Raw genomic sequence first — 25175 nt, forward strand, 5'->3', positions numbered from 1 at the left:
GTCTATTTATTTGATCACTACAAACCGATTACCGGGGATTTAGCAAACCGCAGGTGCACCAGTAAAGCCAAAATGGAGAAAACCAAACCAATTGCAACTACACCCGGCCACTGCCAAACATGCCAGACTTGACTAGCGATAAAGGTACCCGAAGCCCCACCTAAAAAGTAAGTAACCATGTAAACCGTATTTAGCCGGTTACGGGCTTCGGGTTGCAGCGAAAAAATAAGCGTTTGGTTAGAAATATGCGTCGCCTGCACGCCTAAATCCAGTAAAATAACGCCTGCTACTAAGCCCAGGTAGCTACTGCCCGAAATACCAAATACCAGGTACGAAAAAATAACTAACCCAATACTATACGTAGTTACTTGCCGCGAATTGCCTTTATCGCTGATGCGCCCCATGAAAGAAGCTCCCAAAGCGCCAAAAGCACCTACCAGGCCAAAGGCACCGGCTACATCGCTGCCGGCATTAAAAGGCGGCTCGCGTAACAGAAAGGTTAAGGTAGTCCAGAAGGCGGCAAAGCTGGCAAAGCACAAAGCACCCCGTATTGCTGCCATCCGCAACAAAGGTTCGTCGCGGATTAAAGTGACCAGCGATTGCATTAAGGTTTTGTAATTGCCTTTATAATCCGGATATACTTCGGGCAGTAAAAAGTAAAGTAAAATCCAAAGTAAAAACATAACTACCGCGGCCATAATAAACATCGCCCGCCACCCCAGATGTGCGCCCACAAAACCGCTAATGGTCCGGGATAATAAAATACCAATCAATAAACCACTCATGACAAAACCGACGGTGCGTCCCCGCTCTTCGGGCCGGGCCAGGTGCGCGGCCATAGGTACTAATAACTGAGGAGTAACCGAGGTAGCCCCGATTAAAAAACTAGCCATCATTAAAAAACCAACATTCGGAGAAAAGGCGCATAGCAGTAAAGCCCCGATAATCATCGCGAAGTTCCCCATTATCAACTTCTTGCGTTTCAGCATATCGCCCAACGGAATTATGAACAACATGCCTACGGCGTAGCCTACTTGCGTAAGCATAGAAATACTGCCGGCTTTTGCCTGGGTAATCCGGAAGGTGCGGGCAATTTCGTCGAGTAAAGGTTGGTTGTAATATAAATTAGCTACCACTAAGCCCGTCGCAATCGCCATTACCCACAGGTTCAGCTTGGTTAAAGGAGGAGGCGCTAAAGTGGCCGTATTTTCTGTCATGGCGGGTTGGGGTTAGCAGCTAGGTAAAAGAAGAGTCGGTATTGGTTTTCTTTACCTGCGCAAACATTTCTGTTACTGCTAATAAGATAAATAGTTCGGCAGCCGTTGTCTGATTCTTGGTTAAGGGGAGGCAGTAACTGCTTTAAGGCTTGCTAGAAATATAAAAATTTAAAAATTTTCGCATTTAAGCTTTAAAGAGGGGTTTGATTTCGTTCTTTCTAGACAAGGTGAGCCAAGAGTAATTTACAATTTCAGGCTCATTATATGCGCACCAGGTTAATTAAAAACCCGTTGGGGAGCAACGGGTTTTATAAGTTTTAAAATAATTTTTCGCCGGGAGGGGTTACTCCTTTCAAACGCAGGTAAACCGTAGCCTGGCCGCGGTGGTGGGTTTGGTGCTCAAACGCTTTTTCAAAAGCCAGCCCCCGGTTTAAATCCTGGTTAAATACTTTTACATTTTCCGCTAATTGGGCATCGGTAGCTTTGTGTATAGCCGCAATCACAAAATCGTAGCTTTCCAGTACTACTTTACTTAGGCTAGCTTTTGTTTTAAACTCCTCCATTTTTTCTAAATTTTTGCCCTGGTAAGGATTGGTGGCGCCGGAAGCGGAAGCGGCAAAATTAAAATTAGCGTTAGCCAAATGTAACATTTGCTCCGCGAAACTGCGGATTTCGGGAGTGGGTTTAAAACTAAGCCCCGCCTCCGGCATGGCATCCAGATACTCTTTTGTAAAAGCTTTGGCCCGTTGCCAGTCCGCAATCATCTGCGCTTTAGCCGGTGGGGTGGCGCCTATAGAAGTTAAGCTGGTAATGGTTAAGGCTACCCCCAGCAATAACAGGTTTAAAAGCAAAGTAGTTTTTTTCATAAAGGTAATTTTAGAAGATGAAACAATAGAACAGCAGGCCTAATGTAACAAAAATTTAAAACGTCCCCAGAATTAAAATTTAAAAATTAGCTTTACTACACTTTAAAAAGAATATGCTTTAAAATTTAAAAATTCTGGTTCTTTCCCCTTAAAATTTTTCCATATCTGGAAATAAAGGCAAATACGAATTCTTAATTCCCTGATTGGCAGCGTGCACTGTTATCGCCACACAACGGGCTTGTTCGTTCATTTCAAAAGCAATGCCGGCCGCGGCATCGTCGTAGATAGTTACTTTGGCAGCGTTTTGTGGTGAGGTGTAAGCGGCCACTTTCACTATTTCGGGAAATGATTTTTGAATGCTTGCTACATCGGAATTAACGTGAACAGAATCAATGGTAAGAAAATAAGGAGAAGTTATTCGTATTTGATCTACCCGGCTCGCCTCATCGGGTCCGCCCATGTTGGTTTTAAAATAAATAGTAGTTTGGTGCCGGGCCGCCTTAGGCACGGTTGTATCTGGTTTCGAAAACCAAGTTGCCAGCGCTTTGCCCATGGCCGCATCGCTGCTATCGGGTTTTCCTAAACGAGCGGTTACCACCTCGGCTTTTTCCTGCAAGGCCGTTAAACCAATGCTTTTGCCCGGTACAATTAAGCGGTTCGGCGTTACTCCAATCGGGTTTGTAGCTGTACGCGGGGCTGGTTCCGCTGAAACGGAATCTTCGACTTTTAAAGGGAGCCTGGTTTGGTTATCTTGTTTAGAGGAGCAGCACCAGAAGCTAAATATTAAAGCCATTAGCCCAACCTTCCTTTTATTGTTGCCAAAAATCATATACATCAAAGTTCGAGAAAAAATAAAAAAGGTATTACAGCCAGGAATGGGTTATTAGCACCTCGCCAGTTCTTATTTAATGCGTTAGCACCTTTACTACCAATTTACGAGTTCGGTTTATAGCTACGGACCAAGCTGGATTTTAAAGATCTAGCTTACTTGTACTTTGGTTCCGTAGAATGAGCGCGTCTACTGATAAAAAGATAATGACCAGGTAATTTCCCGTCATAAAACTGTAATAAACTTTATTCTGCCTGCACATTTCTCCGGACAAATGCAGCAGCTAATTTCCGGGGAATAAACCGGGAGGTATTGGCCAATAGCCAGTTGCGGGTACCATGAATAGCTACCGTTTTGCCAGCCATTAAAGCTTGGTAGCCGTAGGCAGCCACTTCCGCGGAGCTTGCCAACTTTTTACCTTTAAATAACTTAGATTCTTCTAAAGCGGCGGCTTGCAAAAATCCCGATTCCGTAGGCCCCGGGCATAAAGCCGTTACCGTTACGCCGGTTCCCTGCAATTCATTAGCAATAGCTTCCGAAAACGATAAAACGTAGGCTTTGGTCGCGAAATAAACCGCCATTAAAGGCCCCGCCTGAAAAGCAGCGGTAGAGGCAACGTTTAAGATCCGGCCACTGCGGCGCTGCACCATCTGCTGCGTAAATACTTTGGTAAAATGCGTGAGCGCCATAATATTTAAATTTATCATCTGCTCTTCCTTGGCCCAATCAGTTTCCACAAAGAAACCAAAATCACCAAAGCCCGCATTGTTTACCAGGTATTCCACAGTAATGTTTTCAGCCTGTAAACGGGCCTGAATTTTTGAAACGGCTTGGGGTTGACCTAAATCCTGCGCCAGCACCAGTACCTGCACGTTATAAGCGGACCGTATTTCGTCAGCGAGTTGATTTAGCTTCGCTTCGCTACGAGCTACTAACACCAGATTATGTTGGTGCCGGGCAAATTGCTTGGCTAGTTCGTAGCCTATGCCGCCGGAAGCCCCGGTAATTAAAGCCGTTTTCATGTAGATAATCGCTTTGGATTTAAAAAATTTAATAATGGAACTAAATAATCATTGGCATTTCACTATTAGAAATCAAATTTAATTCCTTGGGCTAACGGTAATTCCCGGCTAAAGTTAATGGTATTGGTTTGGCGGCGCATGTACACTTTCCAGGCATCCGAACCTGATTCACGTCCGCCGCCGGTTTCTTTTTCGCCGCCAAAAGCCCCGCCGATTTCCGCCCCGGAAGTGCCGATATTTACGTTGGCAATGCCGCAATCGGATCCCCAGGCTGACAAAAAAGTTTCGGTTTGCCCTAAATGGTTTGAAAAAATGGCGGAAGATAAGCCTTGGCGTACCCCGTTTTGCAAAGCAATTGCCTTTTCTACATCGCCGGTATATTTTATTAAATACAGGATGGGCGCAAACGTTTCTTCCTGCACCGTATGATAGGTATTTTCTGCTTCCACGAGGGCAGGAGTTACGTAAGTGCCGGTTTCGTAACTTTCGCCTACTAAAACTTCGCCACCCGTTAATAGAGTACCGCCTTCCTGCTGCACTTTTTCCAAAGCTTTCTGAAAACTGCTTACCGCGTCTTGGTCAATTAACGGGCCCACCAGAACCGTGTCGCTTAACGGATTACCAATGGGTAAATTCGGATATATTTTTAAAAGGCGTTCTTTTACCTCGTTATAAATAGCTTCATGAATAATCAGGCGCCTGGTAGATGTACAACGTTGGCCGCAGGTGCCCACGGCGCCAAAAACGACGGCGCGTAAAGCCATGTCCAGATGAGCGTGTTCGGTTAAAATAATGGCATTATTCCCCCCTAATTCCAGTAAAGCCCGGCCTAAACGAGCGCCAACCGCCGCACCCACTTTTTTGCCCATGCGCGTAGAACCCGTAGCCGACACCAGAGGAACCCGGGCATCAGCCGCCATTAAAGCCCCTATTTCAGCATCGCCAATAATTAAATTAAAAATTCCTTCGGGTAAATCATTCGCAAGTAATACTTCTTTTAAAATATGCTGGCAGGCAATAGCCGTTAAAGGTGTTTTCTCCGATGGTTTCCAGATACATACATCGCCGCATACGGCCGCCAGCATGGCATTCCAGCTCCAAACCGCCACCGGAAAATTAAAAGCCGAAATAACCCCGACGATGCCTAAAGCATGATATTGCTCGTACATGCGGTGGCCCGGCCGTTCGGAGTGCATGGTAAAACCGTGCAACTGGCGGGATAAGCCTACCGCAAAGTCGCAGATATCAATCATTTCCTGTACTTCGCCTAAACCTTCCTGGTAAATTTTCCCCATTTCGTACGATACCAGTTTGCCTAAAACGTCTTTGTACAGGCGTAGCTTATTACCGTATTGCCGTACAATGTCGCCGCGTTTAGGAGCCGGCACCTGGCGCCACTGTTCAAAGGCAAGTTGGGCAGTTTTTACTACTTGTTCGTAGTCTTCCGGCGTAGCCAGATTTACGCTGGCAATAGCCTGCCCATCTACGGGCGAGTAAATAGTTTTAAAATGTTTATTACCAGCGCCTCCCCAAGTCAACCCGGTACTGTAAGCCGGATTAGAATCTTTAATTCCCAAACGGGTTTTTATTTCTGCTACAACTGCCTGTTGCGGATTTGCATCGATGGCTTGTTTCATAATGCCTGTTTTATAGTAAAATTTAAAAAAATACCGGCCTTCAACTAAAAAGGTTTACTTGTACCGCTTGTATTTAAAATAAAAAAGCCGCTGCTGATTAGCAACGGCTTTTGGTGTTATAAGAAGTTTAATTATCTACGCCCAATCGGATAAAAGGCCCGGCGACCATCCGGATAGGTACCTTCTACCAGTACTCCCGATTCATCTTCGGCACTTTTTAACAAACGCTCTACATCCTGCGGTTTTTCTACTTTTGATTTATCAATCCGGGTAATGATAAAACCATCTACCATGCCGGTTTGCTTAAATTCGCTGGACTTTACGTTGCTGATTTTAGCGCCTCCTTCTAAACCTAATTTAGTCATTTCGGCTTTGCTTAGCGGCTCAAATTTGGCTCCACCATAGTTCACTGCTTTAGCTAATTCGCGTTTTACTACGTTGGTATCGCCCATCCGATTCCGTAAAGTAACGGTAGCATTTTTGGTATCGTTATCGCGAAGGTAAGTTACTTTTACTTTATCGCCCGGACGGTAACGGGCTACTTGTTCCTGCACGGCAGCGCTGGTATTTACGTTCACACCGTTAATTTGCGTAATAACATCGCCTTTTTCCAGACCAGCTTCTTCAGCAGCACTATTGGCCGAAAAATCGTTGATGTAAATACCATTCAAAGTATTTATTTTTTTATCGGCAGCTAACTTGGCATCAACTTCCCGCATGGAAATACCCAGGAAAGCCCGTTGTACTTCGCCGAACTTGAGTAAATCATCAATTACTTTGCTTACAATCGAAGACGGTACCGCAAAAGAATAACCCGCGAAAGAACCAGTCTGGGTAGCAATGGCGGTGTTAATACCAATTAAATCACCGTTTAAATTTACCAATGCCCCACCACTGTTACCCGGGTTCACGGCCGCATCAGTTTGTATAAAAGACTCTACGCCTAAGTTATTGCCGTTGGCATCTACGTTTTGCACGATACCTACATTGCGGCCTTTGGCACTGATAATACCCGCTGTAACGGTAGAGTTCAGGTTTAAGGGATTACCTACGGCCAACACCCACTCGCCTACCCGTACGTTATCGGAGTTACCGTAACGCACCGTTGGTAACTTATCGGCATTTACTTTTAACAAAGCTAAATCGGTGCTGGGGTCAGCGCCAATTAAGGTCGCCGAAAGTTCGCGTTTATCGTCCAGTACTACTTTAATCTTGTCGGCTTTATCAATAACGTGGTTGTTGGTTATAATGTAGCCGTTAGAAGCTATAATTACCCCGGAACCGGAACCTACGGAAGGCCCCTGACGACGGTGATAACCTTCGAAATCATCGCCAAAGAAATCCCGGAAAAAAGGATCAATGTCCTGACGCTTGGAATTATTCTGGGCTAACTCGGTACCATACTCGGTCATCACGTGCACAACGGCCGGAGTTACCGCTTCCGCGGCAGTTACAAAGTTTAAACCTTCCGGTACTTTAACCTCACTATCGCGCATTAGGCTGGAGTAACGGAAGTTACGGGAAGGCTGTTCCTGCTGCACCTGCACTACTGGTTCATCATCTTCCAAGAGTTTGTAACCACCAATGGCCATGCTTCCGCCCATTACCGCAGAAAGTACTAAGCCGAACATAAATTGTCTTGGTTTCATCACTTTATATTTAAAAATATTTTATTTTTTGTATTTCTCTCAATCTTACTAATTAAACATACAACGCACAAGTATTTGGCTTATTGTAGTTTATTCTGTACGTAAATTTGCAAAAGAGATTGCTTTAATTCATAACAATCTGGAATAAAAAAAGGCACCGTACAGCGCGCCTTTTTTTTAAAATTTTTACTTTAATCCTACCCAATCCTTACTTAATCTGGATCTGGTGTTTTTTCACCTTCTGTTCGTCTTTAGGTACTACTACGTGTAAAATACCATTCGCAAACTGCGCATCAATTTGCGCTGGATTTACATTATCGGGCAAGTAGAAGGCTCTGCTGAAAGAACCATATTGCGTTTCGAGCAAATGGTATTTTTTATTTGCGTTTTCTTCTTCTTTGTTGAATTTACGTTCGCCCGCAATCGTTAATTTACCTTCCTGAAAATCGATGCTAATGTCTTCTTTGCCTAAACCGGGCAAGGATACCTGAAACTCGTATTGATTTTCTGTTTCAAAAGCGTCTACACTCGGCGTAAAATCAGCTAATTGCCGGCGGTTGTTTACTGTTTCGTTGAAAAAACGATCTAACATGGTGCTGAAAGTTTGCGGCATTTTATCAGTTAAATGGCCGTTATACCGTGTGATGGTCATTGTTTAAATCTCCTATTATTTATGTTTTTAAGTTTTATTTTGCTGTTGATATATTGTTTATAGTAAATTTTATACCAACCCTAAAAACCAATCAAAAAAAAGACTTAATGACATTTAATTAACAATAATGCGTAATAAAGCCTGACAACATGTCTAAATTTTTAAAAATAACTGTTTTTTTCTACTTAAAAAGGCATCCGTGTATGTTTAATCTTGTTGCTCAGGCGTTGGAATGCGTGCGAAAGGTTTTTTACCTTGGAAAAAAGTATAACGTAATTCTACGCCCCATATAGGAGTAATGCTATTTTGGTTTTCACCGGCAACGTTTAAGGGTTCTGCTCATCCCACTTATCCGGCAATTTGGTGTAATCAGTTTGCTTGGTGAAAAAGGAGTAAGCACCAAGTGCGGATTAGGTTGTAAAGCAATTTCAATCCGCAAACGGGAACGATCAATACCTCTTGCAGCGTAGGGTTTGCTTGCAGTAAAATCAGTATACAAAAATAATTCGTAACCTGACCGGAGTCGAACGGTAAACGAGTTAATTTTAAAAGGTTTATCCAAATCCAGATGAGGACGTATGCGACCCACAGAAAAAGCATTAGAGTATTGCAGATAATCTACCATTACTCGTTTGATTATTTGTAAGCCAGCTAAAAACTAGAATGCCGCATCTACACATCGGTAAAATAAAGTTTCCGGCCGGGCTCCTGACTAAACATTTGCGAACCACCCAAGCCCCACGTCGCCGTAAATACATGCTCGTACCCCAACCGGAACTGGATTCGTTTTAACTGATCATTCAGTAAGTAGGCATTTAGGCCTTTATAATTGGGGTTGGTAGGAAAGCGGTATTGATGCCGGAAGTATAAAAAGCTGGTGTTTTAAAAACGTATTCGGCTTGTATCTCGGGCCAGAGTTCTAGCGCTAGAAGTTGTTTTTGCTGAGCTAAACTAGGCAAATAGCTCCTGAAAATAAAAAAATTAAAAAAAAGTAACTGTCTTTACTGGTAAATTACGAACCAACCACATACGGCCAATTCAACATTTATGCAAATAGCCAAACGCATGCACCTACTCAGTGTTTTACTTTTAATAGTTAGTTACCTAATTCGCTTAAAGCTAGCCAGGCCATTAAACCGATACCGGTTTCCAGGGCCGTTTCGTCTACGTCGAAAGTAGGCGTATGCACCGAGGAGGTAATGCCGCGTTCTTCGTTGCGGGTGCCTAAGCGATAAAAACAGGCATCAATCTGCTGTGTGTAGTAAGCAAAATCTTCGGCGGCCATCCACAAATCCAGATCCACTACATTTTCTTTACCCAAATAACTTTCCGCGGCCAAGCGCATTTTTTTAGTTAAGCTGGGTGAGTTTTCTAAGTACGGGTAACCTCGCCGAATTTCAAAATCGCAGGAACCTCCCATAGCTTCCGCTAGCTGTTCGGCCATTTTTTTCATTTTCACGTGCGCTTCGGCCCGCCATTTCTCGTCCATAGTCCGGAACGTGCCTTCTACTTTTACTTCGTTCGGAATAATGTTGGTAGCCCCATTGGCAATAACTTTACCAAACGATAGTACCGTTGGCGTTTTAGGACTGGCTACCCGGCTTACAATTTGCTGTAGAGCCACAATCAGGTGGGCCGTAATTAGTACCGGATCGATATTCATTTCGGGCATAGCTCCGTGGCCACCTTTGCCGGTAACCGTAATGTATAACTCGTCGGCGCTGGCCATGTACATGCCCGAACGTACTCCCACTTTACCAGCCGGCAGTTGCGGAAACACATGTTGCCCGAATATTGCGGCGGGTGCTGGGTTTTGCAGCACACCTTCTTTAATCATGAGAGAAGCTCCACCCGGAATCAATTCTTCGCCCGGTTGAAAAATAAGTTTAATTGTTCCTTCAAACTGATCCCGCAATTGGCTTAAGATGCGGGCAGTACCTAACAAAGACGAAGTATGCACATCGTGGCCGCAAGCGTGCATTACGCCTTCATTCTTCGATTTATAAGGCACTTCGTTTTGTTCGGTAATAGGTAATGCGTCCATATCGCCACGCAACGCCACCACTTTCTTGTCCGGGTTTCTACCTTGAATCAGAGCAGTAACACCGGTTTCGGCCATAGCAATAGGCTCCAAACCAAAAGAATTTAACTTATCGGTAACAAAAGCTGCCGTTTGATATTCCTGAAAAGAAAGTTCAGGATTGGCGTGCAAATGCTGACGAACTTGCACGATTTCGGGAGCAAATTCCCGGGCTAACTTTTGTATGGTGTCTTTCAGATCAGACATGGTGATAATTTAAAAGTTAAGAGTTAAAAGTGGCAAGCAAAATTAACTAGACTGGAACACATGATCATTAAAGCCCTTAATTGCGTGTTCCCAAAATAGAAAAAAATTTAAAAAATTAGCTTCTGGTTCCCGAACAACTAAAAACTAACAACTAGTAACTAAACTACCGGTTCACGTTAATTTGGTCCGTAACAATTAAAGCATTGGGCGTAATATCCCGGATGCGGGAAAGCACTTGCTGGGCTTCGAGCCGGGTCAGATAATCACCTACTTTCAGCCGGAAGGTGGGTTGGCGGTATTGCAGGTAATCGCGTTCATCCGGTATTCGCTCAATAATAGCCCGGCGCATGTCCATCGCCGTTTTCCGTTCGGTTCCGGTGTAGGCCAGAATGCGGTAACCCGATGCGTACTTTATGGCCTTATTCGCATTAGCCATGGTATCGAGCAAGGCCAGGACCCGGTTGTTTACGTGGTTAGTAGGCGTTACTAAAACTGTTGGTTCCGCAGTAGGTTTAGTATTGCCAGCAGGCTCAGTTGGAGGCGCAGGAAATTTAGGCCTATAAACGCTAAAATCTTCTGCTTTAGCTACGGTTCCCGAATTAGATGACGTTCCAGGTGTTCTCGCACAGGAAATAAGCACCAAAAACAAAAAACTTAGTTCTTTAAATCTGATTATTCTCATGCTTGATAAGTTGTACTCCCGCCGAAGTACCTAAACGGTCGGCACCCGCTTGAATTAATTCTTTGGCAAAAGCAAGATCCCGGATGCCACCCGAAGCTTTAATCCGCACCCGTTCGGGTAAGTTTTGCCGCATTAATAGTACGTCTTCTACAGTAGCTCCATGCGGAGCAAAACCCGTGGAAGTTTTTACAAAATCAGCTTCGGCTTGGGCGCATATCGCGCACGCATCTATAATTTCCTCTTCCGATAATAAAGCCGTTTCGATAATAACTTTTACCAGCCCCCCTCGCAAGTGGCAAAGAGTAGCTAATTCCCCAATTTCGTTTTCGACATCGGCCAACTTACCCGTTTTAAAAGCAGCTAAGTTCCAAACTACATCTATTTCGGTAGCTCCCGTACTTAATGCTTTGTGCGCCTCAAAAAATTTAACTTCGGCGGTTTGGTAACCAAAAGGAAAACCAATAACCGTAGCAATTTTAACCGGACTTTCTCCCAAAATACTGGAAGCAATTTTTACATAACACGGCGGTACACAAACCGCCGCAAATTGGTGTTCCAGAGCTTCGGCGCACAACTGCCGGATCATACGCTCGTCGGCATCGGGCCGCAGAAGCGTATGATCGATGTAGCTGGCAATGGTGGAATTGGCGGTATTTGATTTAGTCTTCAATGATTACACAGCGATGGTTGAGCACATCCTGTTCAACGCTTTTATATTTCACATCGCGTACTACCCGGCCATCGTTGTACTGCACACTTACTTTATCGTTGCGGCCGGCTACTTTATGCGAACGCACCGGCACTGCTTTTACGGCAGCTTGGGCTTCAGCGGCTTCTTCCACTGCCGGTCCTTCCAGTACTGAATGCACTTCTTCTTTCTGTATTTTTAGCGCGGGAGCTTTAGCCGGCTTTGGTGGCCGGGCTTCCTGTACTTCTTCGGATCTCTGGACCGGAATATCGGCTTTAAACAAGAAGGAAACGGTTTCTTCGTTTACCTTACCAATCATCCGCTTAAATAATTCAAACGATTCAAATTTGTAAATCAACAACGGGTCTTTTTGCTCGTAAACGGCATTTTGCACCGATTGCTTTAAATCGTCCATCTCGCGCAAATGCTGGGTCCAGGCCTGATCGATGGTGGTTAGCGTAATAGCTTTTTCCATTTCCTTGATCAGTTCGCGGGATTGGGTATTATAGGCTTTTTCCAGATTGGTCATGGCCGTAATCTGCTTGCGACCATCGGAGAAGGGTACCGCAATGGTTTCGATCATGGCGCGGTTCTGATAAATATCCGTGATAATCGGCAAGGAATGCTCCGCGATAACTTTGTTTTTATCCAGGTAAAAAGTTAATGCTTCGTTATACAACTTTTCGGTTAGTTCAGCCTCTGAAGAGCTGGCTAATTCAGCTGCAGTAATGGTGGTATCAAAGCCAAATACCCGGATAATATTTAAAGTAAAGTCATCAAAATCGTTGCTAGCTTTGTGACCAGTCACCATATCTTCGCTCAGATCATAAATCATGTTCCAGATATCCAACTCCAGACGTTCGCCATAAAGAGCGTTGCGGCGACGGCGATACACCACTTCCCGCTGCGCGTTCATCACGTCGTCGTATTCCAGTAAGCGTTTCCGGATACCGAAATTGTTTTCTTCTACTTTCTTCTGCGCCCGCTCAATAGAATTAGAAATCATGGAGTGCTGAATGACTTCGCCTTCTTCTAAACCTAAACGGTCCATGAGTTTAGCAATCCGCTCGGAACCAAATAAACGCATGAGGCTATCATCCAAACTCACAAAGAACTGCGAAGAACCCGGGTCACCTTGCCGGCCGGAACGACCGCGTAACTGCCGGTCAACGCGACGGGATTCGTGCCGCTCGGTACCAATAATGGCTAAGCCACCGGCTTGTTTTGATTCCGGCGTTAGTTTAATATCGGTTCCCCGGCCCGCCATGTTGGTAGCAATGGTTACGGTGCTGGGTTTACCGGCTTCCGCTACGATTTCTGCCTCTTTCTGGTGCAGCTTCGCGTTAAGTACCTGATGCGGAATTTTCCGGATTTGCAGCATGCGGCTTACTAATTCGGAAATCTCCACAGAAGTAGTACCCACCAAAACCGGCCGGCCAGCCGCGGTTAATTCCTGAATCTCTTCGGCTACCGCGTTAAATTTCTCGCGTACGGTTTTGTATACTTTATCGTGGCGATCTTCGCGAACAACTTGTCTGTTAGTTGGAATGGTTACTACATCCAGTTTATAAATTTCCCAGAATTCGCCAGCTTCCGTTTCGGCCGTACCGGTCATACCGCAAAGTTTATGGTACATCCGGAAATAATTTTGCAGGGTAACGGTAGCGTAAGTTTGCGTGGCATCTTCAACGCGCACGTTTTCTTTGGCTTCAATGGCCTGGTGCAAGCCATCAGAATACCGCCGGCCTTCCATAATCCGGCCGGTTTGCTCATCTACAATTTTTACTTTGCGATCTTCGGTAACAATGTATTCTACATCTTTTTCGAATAGGGTATAAGCTTTTAGTAACTGGTTAATGGTATGAACCCGCTGCGATTTCTCGGCAAAATCATTCATTAACTTTTCCTTGCGGTGCAACCGTTCCTCGTCCGCAACAGATTTATCGTTTTCAATAGTTGCTAACTCCGAACCAATATCCGGCAGAATGAAAAAATTAGGATCTTCGCCCTGACCGGTAATCATATCAATCCCTTTTTCGGTCAGCTCAATGTTATTGTTTTTTTCGTCGATGGTAAAATAAAGCGGCTCATCGGCTTGGGGCATTTGGCGGGCATTATCCTGCAGGAAAAAGTTTTCGGTTTTTTGCAGCGCAGCCCGGATACCGGTTTCCCCTAAAAATTTAATTAAGGGTTTGTTTTTAGGTAAGCCCCGGTAAGCCCGGAACAAAGATAGTCCGCCTTCTTTTTCGTTGCCTTCTTTCAGCATTCGTTTGGCTTCTACCAAGTAATTACCTACTACTTTCTTTTGCGCATCTACCAGCATGGCAATACGCGGCTTTAGTTCGTAAAACTCGTGCTCATCACCCCGCGGCACCGGACCCGAAATAATTAAAGGCGTACGAGCATCGTCAATCAGTACCGAGTCCACCTCATCCACCATGGCAAAATGGTGTTTGCGTTGTACCAACTCATCGGGGTTGCGCGCCATGTTATCGCGCAGGTAGTCAAAGCCAAATTCGTTGTTGGTGCCGTAAGTTATATCCGCCTGGTAAGCCCGTCGCCGGTTATCGGTATTAGGCTGGTGCTTATCAATACAATCAATGGTAAGGCCGTGGAATTCAAACAAGGGGGCCATCCATTCGGAGTCCCGTTTGGCCAGGTAATCGTTTACCGTAACTACGTGCACGCCACGTTTTGCCAAAGCATTCAGGAAAGCCGGTAAGGTAGCTACCAAGGTTTTACCTTCGCCGGTTCCCATTTCGGCAATTTTGCCTTGGTGCAGCACAATACCCCCGATTAACTGCACATCGTAGTGCAGCATATCCCAGGTAATTTCGTTACCGGCAGCCAGCCATTTATTTGCCCAGATTGCTTTATCCCCTTCCAGGCGCACGTTGGGTTTCCGAGCCGCTATACTGCGGTCTAAGTCGGTGGCAGTTACTACTAATTGGTTATTATCTTTAAACCGGCGGGCGGTTTCTTTTACAATAGCAAAGGCCTGGGGTAATACCTCCATTAATACTAACTCCAGTTGCTTATTCCGATCTTTTTCTAAAGTATCGATTTCGGAGAAAATATTTTCCTTCTGCATAATGTCCAGATCGGGTTCATTGTTGATCCGTTGGTGCAAAGCCGCAATCTGGGCATCAATTTCTTTCAGGCGCTCATCAATAACAGATTTTACCGCCTGCGTTCTCTGGCGGAGCTCATCATCCGAAACCCCAGCTAACCGCGCGTACTCTTCATTAATTTGCCCCACGTACGGGGTTATTTCTTTAATATCTCGTTCGGATTTGGTGCCGAATATTTTAGCAACCGTTTTTCCAATAAAATCGAACATCGCTTGTCGTTAAAAATTAAAATAGATGTAAGTCAAAATTACAGGGTTTTTCGGAAATATCGGTATAAAGTGGGTTAAAACAATCCGGATTAACCACCGCCTGATTACCAATATTTAAGATTACCTTGGGTTAATAACAAAAAATTCGCCTAAATAATTTAGGTACTGCAACTATTACGAATGGTTTTTCAAATGAAACTTGATTTTTTTAAATTCCGAATGTAAAAGAGAAGAAAATCTACCTTTAAACGTTTTCTGAGCTGCTTTAAATATTATTTTTTAAAAATTAACAGAATTCTGCCACAGCAAGGCAGCAGCTTACAGCTAATTCAAACTACCTGCTTTTTACCTGACTATTCGTCAGAGTTTACTGGTAAAACATTCCCATTTTTTAAAAAGTAAAAACCTGAACTGGTTTATGTTTCCCGCTCAGGTTTTTACTTTGGTTAGATGAAATTTTAAAAACTATTCCATAACTAGTTTTAATTGCTCACTTAACAAACCTTCTTTTAAGGCGTAAGACGATACCCGGATTTTGTTTAATTCGTAGTTTTCCAGCACAAAGTCGATTAAAATTGTGGCTACCACAATCATATCTACCCGCATTTCCATCATACCCGGTATGGCTAATCGCTCGGAGCGGGTTTTCTTTAAGATATCATCGTAGATTTCGTAAAAATCAGATAAGGTTAAATCGGCTTCGGTACACGGATCACAGGTACGATCCAGTCCTTTCCGGCGCACATCAATATCGCAGAGGGTATCGAAAGTACCCGAAGAGCCGATTAATACGCAAGGTTTGTAACGCGCTACCGCTGCGGTTAAAGGTTGCAGTTCTTTTTCTAAAAAGTCCATTTCGGCTTCGGCATCGGCGGCCGAAATAGGATCGGTGATAAAAAATTTATCCATCAGGCGTTGCGCCCCAATTTCAAAACTTTGTTTCCAGTGAATGGCTTCTTCGTCGCAGATGATACACTCCACGCTACCGCCCCCAATATCTATAATCAGGCTGCATTCTGAGCCAATTTCCAGGGCAGATTTAACGCCGTAATAGATCAGTTCCGCTTCGCGATCACCCGAAATAACTTCTACCTCAATGCCAATTTGATCGCGGATGGCCCGCACCAGTTTCGTACCATTGGCCGCATTCCGGACCGCACTAGTCGCTACTGCTTTTACCTCTTCCACTTGGTGTTTTTCTATTTCGGTTTTAAAATTAGCCAGCGTTTGCAAGGCTCTTTCTACCGCATCTGGGGCAATAGATCCCCGGCTAATGCCATCCTGCCCGAGTTTAACGGGTTCTTTTAACTTCACCAAAGAAACAGGTTCTCCTGCCGGATTTATTTCCGAGATTAACAAATGAAAGGTGTTGGTCCCCATATCAATCAGGGCGAGGCGGCGAGTTTTCATTTAGTTTCTATTTTGTTGTACAAAACGGTGCTAAAGCGGTAAAAGGTTCCCAAAGGCAATTTACGCTGGCCTTGGTCCTGCAGGTAAATTTCACCCACTTCCTGCTGCGCTTTAGCGTGTTGCTGAAAATTTTGGTTGATTAGATTTTCCAGAATCATTCCGGAAAACCCTAAGGAATACAAATTAATTAAAAATAAGTTGTCGTGGGGATCTAATAATTGGGCACCTAATTTAATCAGTTCATTTAGTTCATCTTCCAGTTGCCATTTTTCGCCGTTGGGTCCGCGTCCGTAGGCGGGTGGGTCCAGAATTAAGCCCTGGTAAACATTGCCGCGCTTTACTTCGCGCCGCACAAACTTCATAGCATCTTCCACGATCCACCGGATTTGGTTTAAACTGCTGGCTTCCATGTTTTCGCGGGCCCAGTAATTAACCTGCTTCACCGAATCCAGGTGCGTAACATCGGCGCCGGCCGCTTTCGCGGCTAAGGAAGCAGCCCCGGTATACGCAAATAAATTTAAAATTTTGGGAGGTTTCGTGTTTAACTGCCGGGTAGCCTCGTAAATAAATTTCCAGTTAGGATCCTGCTCCGGAAATAAACCCACGTGCTTAAACGACGATAAACCGAGCCGGAACCGCAATTTCATGGCCTGGTACTCGTATTGGATAAACCATTGCTGCGCCATGCCTTTCCGCAGTTGCCATTGGCCTTTCTCGGAGCTGCCTTTTTCCCGTTTAAAAATAGCTTGTGCCCGCTTATCCCACTCTGCCTGCGCTAAATTTTTATCCCAAATAGCCTGGGGTTCTGGTCGCGCCAGGTAATAATCTCCGAAACGCTCCAGCTTTTCAAAATCTCCAGAATCTATTAGCTCGTAATCGGGCCAATTTATAGTTGTTAAAAAAGAATACATGCTTGTAAATAAGTACTATTTTTTTAGTTAGCGTTAACCGGCAAAATTAATTTTTTAAAATTTTGCGAAGCCAAGTAGCTTTGATGGTAAGTAGTCTAAACAATACGCGGCTTCAAAACAAAGCTACCAAACCTGGCGGTACTTAGTAATAACCTGCTAGAAAACACTAAATTCATTATAATTTTCACGAATTCTTAATTGTATTACCATTCCTCATGGGAAAAGAATAAACTTGTACTTTCATTTTTTATAAACCATGAACGTAACTTTTTATAAATACCAAGGCACCGGTAATGATTTTATCATGATCGATAATCGGGAATTATTTTTTGATGCGGACAATTACGCCCTGATTGCCAAGCTATGTGAACGCCGGATGGGTATTGGCGCCGATGGTTTAATTTTACTTCAAAATAGAGAAGGTTACGACTTTGAAATGGTTTACTACAACGCCGATGGCCGCCCTGGCTCCATGTGCGGTAACGGGGGCCGTTGTACGGTACAATTTGCCCGGCAATTAAATGTAATCCAGGAAAAAGCTTTTTTCCTGGCCGCCGATGGCGATCATTATGCGACCATCGATAGCCAAGGTCAGGTTTCTTTAAAAATGAATGATGTAGTACAAGTAGAAACAGGTACGGATTACTATTTTCTGAACACCGGCTCGCCGCATTATGTACAGTTTGTCGATGCCTTGGATCAATTTAATGTTTTTGCGGAAGGTAAGCTCATCCGGTACAACGATCGTTTTAAAGCCGAAGGCACGAATGTAAATTTTGCGCAATTACAACCAGAGCCGCAACTGTTTGTGCGTACCTACGAACGCGGCGTGGAAGACGAAACTTTTTCGTGCGGCACTGGCGTAACAGCTACGGCTCTGGCGGCCAGTTATCAGGGAGCAACCAGTCCGGTGTCTATTCGTACCTTGGGGGGCAATTTGCAGGTTGCTTTTGAAGCTACAGCTACTGGGTTTACTAATATTTACCTGATTGGCCCGGCCCAGTACGTTTTTACCGGCACTATTACCGTGTAGTAAACAAACTGCCACTATGTTTTTAAAAAACGAACGTATTTACTTGCGGGCTTTAGAACCAAGCGATCTCGATTTTTTATATACCTTAGAAAATGACACTTCTATTTGGTTAGTGAGCAATACCACTACTCCTTACGCCCAGCATGTATTACAAAGTTATTTAGAGCAGGCAGCAGCCGATATTTATACTACGAAACAACTTCGTTTACTCATTTGTACGCAGCAACACCAGGCTGTTGGTGCTATCGATTTGTTCGATTTTGATCCCAAGCACCAACGAGCCGGGATCGGGATTGTTATTGCTGTTGCATTCCAGCAGCAAGGTTACGCCACAGAAGCCTTACAACTCCTGCTGCACTATTGCCAAGAACAACTCTTGCTCCATCAGGTTTACTGCTCGGTTATCAGTAGTAACCAACCGAGTTTACAGTTGTTTAAACAAGCTGGCTTTCAAGCAATAGGTACTCGCCACGCTTGGATGAAGACCGCCGCCGGCTGGCTGGATCTGGTCGAATTTCAAAAAATTTTAAACAATTAAATTTATTTTATTTAAAATCCTAAAATTTAATTTTTTAACTTCTATAAAAAGTAGCTTTTCCTAAGTTTATCACCTTGCTTGTTTGCGTTTATATACCCCATCCTAAATTTTTAACAAAGTATTTTATTATCTAATCTGATTTTAAATAGATTAGATTTGGCTTTACCCCACCTTATCTTATTTTATTACTACTTTACCAGTTCTCTACAACTTATTAATTTGTATTATTCCGGGTAACTTGTATACTAAAATTTAATTCTGTTTAGCAGTAATACGGATTTAAGGTTAAGTCTTTTTACGTAAAAAGGCAATTAATAATGCAAAATTTCGATATATGCAATATCTTTTTAAAAAATCTTGCGTATTGTGGTTATGTAAGCAAAACCCTTATTGCTGATTAGCTTTCGTTGAAAATTTCTTAATAAATTTCAAATTTATTTAAATGACAAAATAAGTGCACGTTACCTCTATGCTAAAATCTGACCTGAACAGCTCTTTAACTCCTGAAGCAACAACCCAAGCCCTCGATCTTCAATCCAGTGCACCAAATGCATCCGATACACTGGATAACTTTATTCAAGCAATGCCCGCTATTGTTTGTTTATCGCATTTACGCTGGGACTTTGTGTATCAGCGGCCCCAACATTTGCTTTCGCGCTTTGCCAAGCACAGCCGGTTATTCTTTTTTGAAGAACCTTATTTTTACGATGGCGCGCAGCCCCGTTTGGATATAAGCCTCCGCGACCCGAACGTACATATTGTGGTAGCCCATTTACCGCATGGTTTAACCCCGCAAGAATCTGACGCTATTCAGATTGAATTAGTAAACAATTTTATTAAAGAGCAGCACCTGAACGATTATGTAGCCTGGTATTACACGCCTATGGCACTGGAAGTATACGGCCATTTGCAACCGGCTTTAACCGTGTACGATTGCATGGACGAGCTTTCGGCTTTTAAAGGTGCTTCGCCGCGTTTACGCGAGTTAGAAGCCGAATTATTTAAAAAAGCCGACTTGGTATTTACCGGCGGCCATAGCATTTATGAATCAAAGCGCACCCAACATTCGGATGTATACGCTTTCCCGAGTAGCATCGACAAAGCCCATTTTGCTCAGGCACGTACTGGCTTAACGGAACCAGAAGATCAGAAGAATATACCGCATCCTCGCTTTGGGTTTTACGGCGTGGTAGACGAGCGCTTCGATATTGAGTTATTACGCGAAGTAGCCGCTCAACGTCCGGAATGGCATTGGGTAATAATTGGCCCGGTAGTAAAAATAGATCCGGCTACATTACCCCACGCCGACAACATTCATTACCTGGGCGGTAAAGATTACAAAGACCTCCCGCTGTACTTAAGTTCGTGGGATGTAGCCACTATGCCTTTTGCTATAAACGAATCTACTAAATATATAAGCCCCACTAAAACCCCGGAATATTTAGCTGGCAGCAAACCGGTTGTTTCTACTCCTATTCGGGATGTTGTTCGTCCTTACGGCGATCAGCAATTAGTGCATATTGCATCTACTGCATCGGAGTTTGTGAACGCTTTAGAAAAAGCGCTATTGCAACGAAACGATCAGGAATGGTTGGCGCAAGTGGATGCTTTTTTAGCCAACATTTCCTGGGACCATACCTGGCAAAACATGGTAAGTCTTATGTATATTGCCTTAACTCAAAAATCAAAGTAAGCTCCTTGCTTATAACCTAAATAAATAAACGTTAAACTATTAAATTATAAATCATATGTTCGACTATCTTATTGTTGGAGCTGGCTTTGCCGGAAGTGTATTGGCCGAACGCCTTGCTACCCGTTCTAATAAAAAAATATTAATTATCGATAAAAGACCGCATATTGCCGGTAATGCATTCGATCATTATAACGAAGAAGGTATCCTGGTTCATAAATACGGCCCACACATTTTCCACACAAACTCTAAAGATGTTTTTGATTATCTATCGCAATTTACCGAGTGGCGTTCGTACGAACACCGGGTATTAGCTAGTGTAGATGGTCAGTTAGTACCTATTCCGATTAACCTGGATACTATTAATAAATTGTATGGTTTAAATCTTACTTCTTTTGAACTCGAAGATTGGTTTGAGTCCGTAGCCGAGCAAGTACCCGTAGTGCGCACTTCCGAAGATGTAGTAGTAAGCAAAGTAGGTCGCGAATTATACGAAAAATTCTTCCGGAACTATACCCGCAAACAATGGGGTATGGACCCATCAGAATTAGATAAATCGGTAACTTCCCGGGTACCTACCCGCACCAACCGCGATAATCGGTATTTTACGGATATGTATCAGGCTATGCCGGCCAATGGGTTCACGTCTATGTTCGAAAAAATGCTGGCTCACCCGAACATTAAGGTAATGCTGAATACGGATTATAAAGAAATCATTGATGTAATTCCGTTTAAAGAAATGATTTTTACCGGACCGGTTGATGAGTACTTCGACTATAAATTTGGTAAACTGCCTTATCGTTCGCTCGACTTTAAACACGAAACGTTAAATACCGAGACTTTCCTGCCAACTGCGGTAGTAAATTATCCGAACGAACACGCGTATACCCGTATTACGGAGTTTAAGTATTTAACTGGCCAGAAGCACCCCAAAACCAGCGTGGTATACGAATATCCGCAAGCTGATGGCGATCCGTACTACCCCGTACCGCGCCCAGAAAATGCTGAATTGTATAATAAATACAAGAAGTTAGCCGATCAAACACCTAATGTTCATTTTGTAGGCCGTTTAGCTACTTATAAATACTACAACATGGACCAGGTGGTAGCCCAGGCGCTAACACTATACAAGAAGTTAACCGAGAAAACAGAAGAAGATAAATCTATTGCAGAAATTGAGAAGATCGTTATTAAAGGTAAGTCTTTAAACGGATCTACTATCAAAATCTCCAGTAAAAATGGCGATCATTGATTTATGGGGCGGAGTTGAATGTAGTTGTAACCGGGTAGGAGAACAGTTCTTCGACCAGTTAAGCAGAAACGGTCATCTGAATCGGATTTCGGATCTGGACCTATTTGCCTCACTTGGAATTAAAAAATTACGCTATCCGGTACTTTGGGAGCAAGTCGCTCCTCAAAGTCTGGATCGGCCAGATTGGTTATGGCCGGATGAACGGTTACAACGTTTGCAGGAATTGCAAATTGAACCTATCGTGGGATTGGTACATCACGGCAGTGGTCCGGCCTACACCAGTTTAACCAGTAATAATTTTGCCCCTTTACTAGCCCAATATGCCGGCCTGGTAGCCGAACGCTACCCGTGGGTAAATTACTACACACCCGTTAACGAACCACTTACCACGGCTCGTTTTAGCGGCCTTTACGGACTCTGGTACCCGCACGGTACTTCTGATCAGGATTTTGTACGGGCCTTACTCAACCAGTTAAAAGGCACTAGACTAGCCATGCTGGCTATCCGACAGATAAACCCTAATGCTCAGTTAGTCCAAACCGAAGATTTAGGTGAAACGCATAGCACCCATTCATTAGCTTACCAAGCTGCCTTCGAGAACGAACGCAGGTGGTTAAGCTATGATTTGCTATGTGGTAAGGTTACTCCGGAACATAATCTATATAAATATTTAAAAAAATCGGGAGCAACTACCGAAGAATTACTGGAGTTTGTTGCATCTCCTTTGCCTCCGGATATTTTTGGTATTAACCATTATGTAACTAGTGAGCGGTACTTAGACGAGCATTTGTCCTTGTTTCCGTTGCATAGCCATGGCAGTAACGGGAAACATAAATACGCCGATGTGGAAGCAGTACGGGTTAAAGGTGTAGAACGTGCCGGGGTAAAAAGTTTGTTGCAGGAAGTCTGGCAACGCTACCAATCCCCCATTGCCATTACCGAAGCTCATTTATGCTGTACCCGCGAAGAACAAATGCGGTGGTTCATGGAAGTTTGGGAAGCAGCTACCGATTTAAAAAAAGCAGGTGTAAATTGCTTAGCTGTCACGGCCTGGGCTTTAATTGGCTCTTACGACTGGAATTCGCTGCTCACCCGGAGTAATGGCTTTTACGAAAGCGGCATATTTGATTTACGCATTGGTGATAAACCCTGGCCTACTGCTTTGGTGCCCATGCTGCAAAGTTTAAGTAGTACAGGGAATTACCAACACGATGTTTTAAAACATAAAGGTTGGTGGGACCGGGAAGAACGCTATGCCTACTATCACGGTGAAAAGTACATTGCAAAACCAACCCACAAACCTATTCTGGACAAGAACCAACGGCCAATCCTCATTACCGGAGCTACTGGTACCCTGGGTAAAGCCTTTGGCAGAATATGTCAGGATCGTGGTTTGTCTTATGTTTTACTAAACCGCAAACAACTCGACATTACTAATCAGGCATCAGTAGAAGCCGCTATTATGCAACATAACCCGTGGGCCGTTATAAATACAGCGGGTTATGTGCGGGTTGATGAAGCTGAAAAAGCACCGGAAGTATGCTACCGTGAAAATACAGCAGGTGCTATTCTTTTAGCCGAAGCATGTAAGACGGCTGGTATTCAATTTTTAACTTTTTCTTCGGATTTAGTTTTTGATGGCGAGAAAGACGAACCTTACACCGAGGAAGATATCCCTAATCCACGGAACGTGTATGGGCGAAGTAAAGCCTTAGCCGAAAAGGAAATTTTTAAAATTTTACCAGAATCTCTGATTATCCGGACAAGCGCGTTTTTTAGTAGCTGGGATCGGTACAATTTTGTATATTTTGCCTTAAAATCTTTTCTGCAAGGTTTACCATTTGCAGCCGTTAATAATGTAAAAATTACAGCTACCTACGTACCGGATTTGGTGCATACTTCCCTGAATTTGTTGATTGATCAGGCAAATGGCATTTGGCATGTAACGAACCAAGGATCTTATACCTGGGCAGAGTTAGCTCGATTAGTAGCGAATGTGGCCTTATTAAAAAATGTGGAGATAAAAGATCAACCGATAAGCTCTTTCCAGCTTCCGGCATACCGTCCTAAGAATTCTGTTCTGCAAAGTTCTAAAATCCGGTTAATGCCTACCATAGAAGATGCTTTGCACCGGTGTATACCGGCATTAATGCAGGAATTACTAAAACATACCAAAACTTTAAAACCGGATTTGATAGACTCCGAAGAAAACCTGAGTAGAAAACTTAGTGGTTAAAAGCAAAAAATTTTAAATGAAAGGCTATTCCTATTAAGGATAGCCTTTTTTGTTTAAGTATAACGGAAAGCTAATACCTTTGCTTTGCTTTATTTACTTAATAGCTATAAATATAACGGAAGTTAAGTTGTTTATAGTTGCCTGAAATCAAACACATGATGTATTCGTACCAACACCTTTTTGCCTTTACGAAAGCAATTTTTAAAAATATCGGGTGCCCCGAAGAAGAAGCTGAATTAGCGACTGAAGTATTACTTTCCGCTGATTTAAGGGGCATTGACTCGCATGGAGTTGCCCGTTTAATTGGCTACGTACGGCTTTGGGAAAGTAACCGTATAAATGCCACCCCGCGTGTACAAATTACCCACGAAACGCCCAGTACCGCTGTAATTGATGGTGATAGTGGCCTGGGTTTGGTAGTAGCCCCTAAAGCAATGGACGTTGCCATCCAAAAGGCGCAGGTAGCTGGTACAGGTTGGGTTTCGGTTAAAAATTCTAATCATTTTGGCATTGCTGGTTATCATGCCATGAAAGCATTACCGCACGATATGATTGGCATAGCTATGACCAATGCCAGCCCTTTAGTTGCTCCCACCAATTCTTTAGAACGCTTATTAGGCACTAACCCTATTGCAGTAGCTATTCCGGCCAAAGAGCAACCTGCCTTTGTAGCCGATTTTGCCACTACAACGGCCGCCAATGGTAAGTTAGAAATATTGCAACGTAAAAACCAAGAAGCTCCTATTGGCTGGATACAAGATGCTCAGGGTAATAACTCGACAAACCCAAATGAATTAAAAGCTGGAGGAGCCCTGATTCCCTTAGGCGGAGATACTGGTAGTCATAAAGGTTACTGTTTAGGCGCTGTAGTAGATATATTTTCGGCGGTGTTATCAGGGGCAAACTATGGCCCTTGGGTACCTCCTTTCGTTAGTTTTTTACCATTGGCCACTAATCTGGTCGGCGATGGAATTGGTCATTTCTTTGGCGCTATGCGGATTGATGCCTTTCGGTCAGCGGATGAATTTAAACTGCACATGGATAACTGGATTACTACTTTCCGTAATTCTAAAGCAAAATCTACTGGCTCACCGGTTTTGATCCCAGGTGATCCGGAGAGAGTCACTTCAGAGATACGTTTGCAAGAAGGTATTCCTTTGTTAGAACCCGTAGTAAAAGACTTACAAACTTTAGCCGAACGTTTTTCCTTGCGTTTCTAACCAAAACAAAAAAGCT

20 protein-coding genes are annotated in these 25175 nt (G+C 43.7%); 7 read left to right on the plus strand and 13 right to left on the minus strand.

The features are described from left to right. Positions 1-17: 17 nt before the first annotated feature. From AHMF7616_RS16140 to AHMF7616_RS16170, 7 genes are all read right to left on the minus strand, one after another. Positions 18-1217 carry an MFS transporter gene (locus AHMF7616_RS16140; RefSeq protein WP_199474250.1) on the minus strand — a complete coding sequence of 400 codons (1200 nt, stop codon included), beginning with the start codon at positions 1215-1217 and terminating at the stop codon, positions 18-20. 317 nt (positions 1218-1534) lie between these two features. Beyond that, entirely contained in the window at positions 1535-2083 is a 549-nt protein-coding gene (locus AHMF7616_RS16145; RefSeq protein WP_115373828.1) for a DinB family protein, read from the minus strand. A 148-nt stretch (positions 2084-2231) separates the two neighbouring features. Then, the gene (locus AHMF7616_RS16150; protein ID WP_147275707.1) at positions 2232-2876 is read right to left on the minus strand and encodes a hypothetical protein; all 645 of its coding nucleotides are present in this window, start codon (positions 2874-2876) and stop codon (positions 2232-2234) included. 281 nt (positions 2877-3157) lie between these two features. Next, entirely contained in the window at positions 3158-3934 is a 777-nt protein-coding gene (locus AHMF7616_RS16155; RefSeq protein WP_115373830.1) for an SDR family NAD(P)-dependent oxidoreductase, read from the minus strand. A gap of 65 nt (positions 3935-3999) precedes the next feature. Then, positions 4000-5571 carry an L-piperidine-6-carboxylate dehydrogenase gene (amaB, locus tag AHMF7616_RS16160; RefSeq protein ID WP_115373831.1) on the minus strand — a complete coding sequence of 524 codons (1572 nt, stop codon included), beginning with the start codon at positions 5569-5571 and terminating at the stop codon, positions 4000-4002. A gap of 131 nt (positions 5572-5702) precedes the next feature. Beyond that, a complete protein-coding gene (locus AHMF7616_RS16165; RefSeq protein ID WP_115373832.1) occupies positions 5703-7220 on the minus strand; it encodes a S1C family serine protease in 1518 nt (505 codons plus the stop codon). A gap of 208 nt (positions 7221-7428) precedes the next feature. After that, the gene (locus AHMF7616_RS16170; RefSeq protein ID WP_115373833.1) at positions 7429-7872 is read right to left on the minus strand and encodes an Hsp20/alpha crystallin family protein; all 444 of its coding nucleotides are present in this window, start codon (positions 7870-7872) and stop codon (positions 7429-7431) included. Between the two features lie 663 nt (positions 7873-8535). Here AHMF7616_RS16170 and AHMF7616_RS27550 point away from each other — a divergent pair. After that, positions 8536-8664 carry a hypothetical protein gene (locus AHMF7616_RS27550; RefSeq protein ID WP_262511727.1) on the plus strand — a complete coding sequence of 43 codons (129 nt, stop codon included), beginning with the start codon at positions 8536-8538 and terminating at the stop codon, positions 8662-8664. Between the two features lie 304 nt (positions 8665-8968). On the opposite strand, the gene AHMF7616_RS16180 is transcribed toward AHMF7616_RS27550, so the two are convergent. From AHMF7616_RS16180 to AHMF7616_RS16205, 6 genes are all read right to left on the minus strand, one after another. Continuing rightward, complete coding sequence (locus AHMF7616_RS16180) at positions 8969-10159, minus strand: M20 metallopeptidase family protein (RefSeq protein ID WP_115373835.1); 1191 nt, start codon at positions 10157-10159, stop codon at positions 8969-8971. A gap of 163 nt (positions 10160-10322) precedes the next feature. Next, positions 10323-10841: a sporulation protein gene (locus tag AHMF7616_RS16185; protein WP_147275708.1), complete on the minus strand. Its 519-nt coding sequence runs from the start codon at positions 10839-10841 to the stop codon at positions 10323-10325. Continuing rightward, the gene (gene deoC, locus AHMF7616_RS16190; protein ID WP_233507611.1) at positions 10822-11511 is read right to left on the minus strand and encodes a deoxyribose-phosphate aldolase; all 690 of its coding nucleotides are present in this window, start codon (positions 11509-11511) and stop codon (positions 10822-10824) included. The genes AHMF7616_RS16185 and deoC overlap by 20 nt, the downstream gene beginning before the upstream one ends. Beyond that, complete coding sequence (gene secA / locus AHMF7616_RS16195) at positions 11501-14869, minus strand: preprotein translocase subunit SecA (protein ID WP_115373837.1); 3369 nt, start codon at positions 14867-14869, stop codon at positions 11501-11503. The genes deoC and secA overlap by 11 nt, the downstream gene beginning before the upstream one ends. A gap of 465 nt (positions 14870-15334) precedes the next feature. Next, positions 15335-16279, minus strand: a complete 945-nt coding sequence (locus AHMF7616_RS16200) for a Ppx/GppA phosphatase family protein (protein WP_115373838.1) — start codon at positions 16277-16279, stop codon at positions 15335-15337. Continuing rightward, positions 16276-17190 (minus strand): class I SAM-dependent methyltransferase, encoded by a 915-nt coding sequence (locus AHMF7616_RS16205; protein WP_115373839.1) that lies wholly within the window; start codon positions 17188-17190, stop codon positions 16276-16278. Before AHMF7616_RS16205 ends, AHMF7616_RS16200 begins: the two co-directional genes overlap by 4 nt. A 256-nt stretch (positions 17191-17446) precedes the next feature. Between AHMF7616_RS16205 and dapF the strand changes: the two genes are divergently transcribed. From dapF to AHMF7616_RS16235, 6 genes are all read left to right on the plus strand, one after another. Beyond that, the gene (gene dapF / locus AHMF7616_RS16210; RefSeq protein WP_115373840.1) at positions 17447-18223 is read left to right on the plus strand and encodes a diaminopimelate epimerase; all 777 of its coding nucleotides are present in this window, start codon (positions 17447-17449) and stop codon (positions 18221-18223) included. Positions 18224-18239: 16 nt separating this feature from the next. Then, positions 18240-18761 (plus strand): GNAT family N-acetyltransferase, encoded by a 522-nt coding sequence (locus AHMF7616_RS16215; RefSeq protein WP_115373841.1) that lies wholly within the window; start codon positions 18240-18242, stop codon positions 18759-18761. Between the two features lie 469 nt (positions 18762-19230). Beyond that, positions 19231-20454, plus strand: a complete 1224-nt coding sequence (locus AHMF7616_RS16220) for a glycosyltransferase family 1 protein (protein WP_115373842.1) — start codon at positions 19231-19233, stop codon at positions 20452-20454. 55 nt (positions 20455-20509) lie between these two features. Then, the gene (gene glf / locus AHMF7616_RS16225) at positions 20510-21703 is read left to right on the plus strand and encodes a UDP-galactopyranose mutase (protein WP_115373843.1); all 1194 of its coding nucleotides are present in this window, start codon (positions 20510-20512) and stop codon (positions 21701-21703) included. Beyond that, the gene (locus AHMF7616_RS16230; protein WP_115373844.1) at positions 21690-23939 is read left to right on the plus strand and encodes a family 1 glycosylhydrolase; all 2250 of its coding nucleotides are present in this window, start codon (positions 21690-21692) and stop codon (positions 23937-23939) included. Before glf ends, AHMF7616_RS16230 begins: the two co-directional genes overlap by 14 nt. 155 nt (positions 23940-24094) lie before the next feature. After that, positions 24095-25159: an Ldh family oxidoreductase gene (locus tag AHMF7616_RS16235; RefSeq protein WP_115373845.1), complete on the plus strand. Its 1065-nt coding sequence runs from the start codon at positions 24095-24097 to the stop codon at positions 25157-25159. The last annotated feature ends 16 nt before the right edge of the window (positions 25160-25175 follow it).

It is taken from the genome of Adhaeribacter pallidiroseus, assembly GCF_003340495.1.
GTDB lineage: Bacteria > Bacteroidota > Bacteroidia > Cytophagales > Hymenobacteraceae > Adhaeribacter > Adhaeribacter pallidiroseus.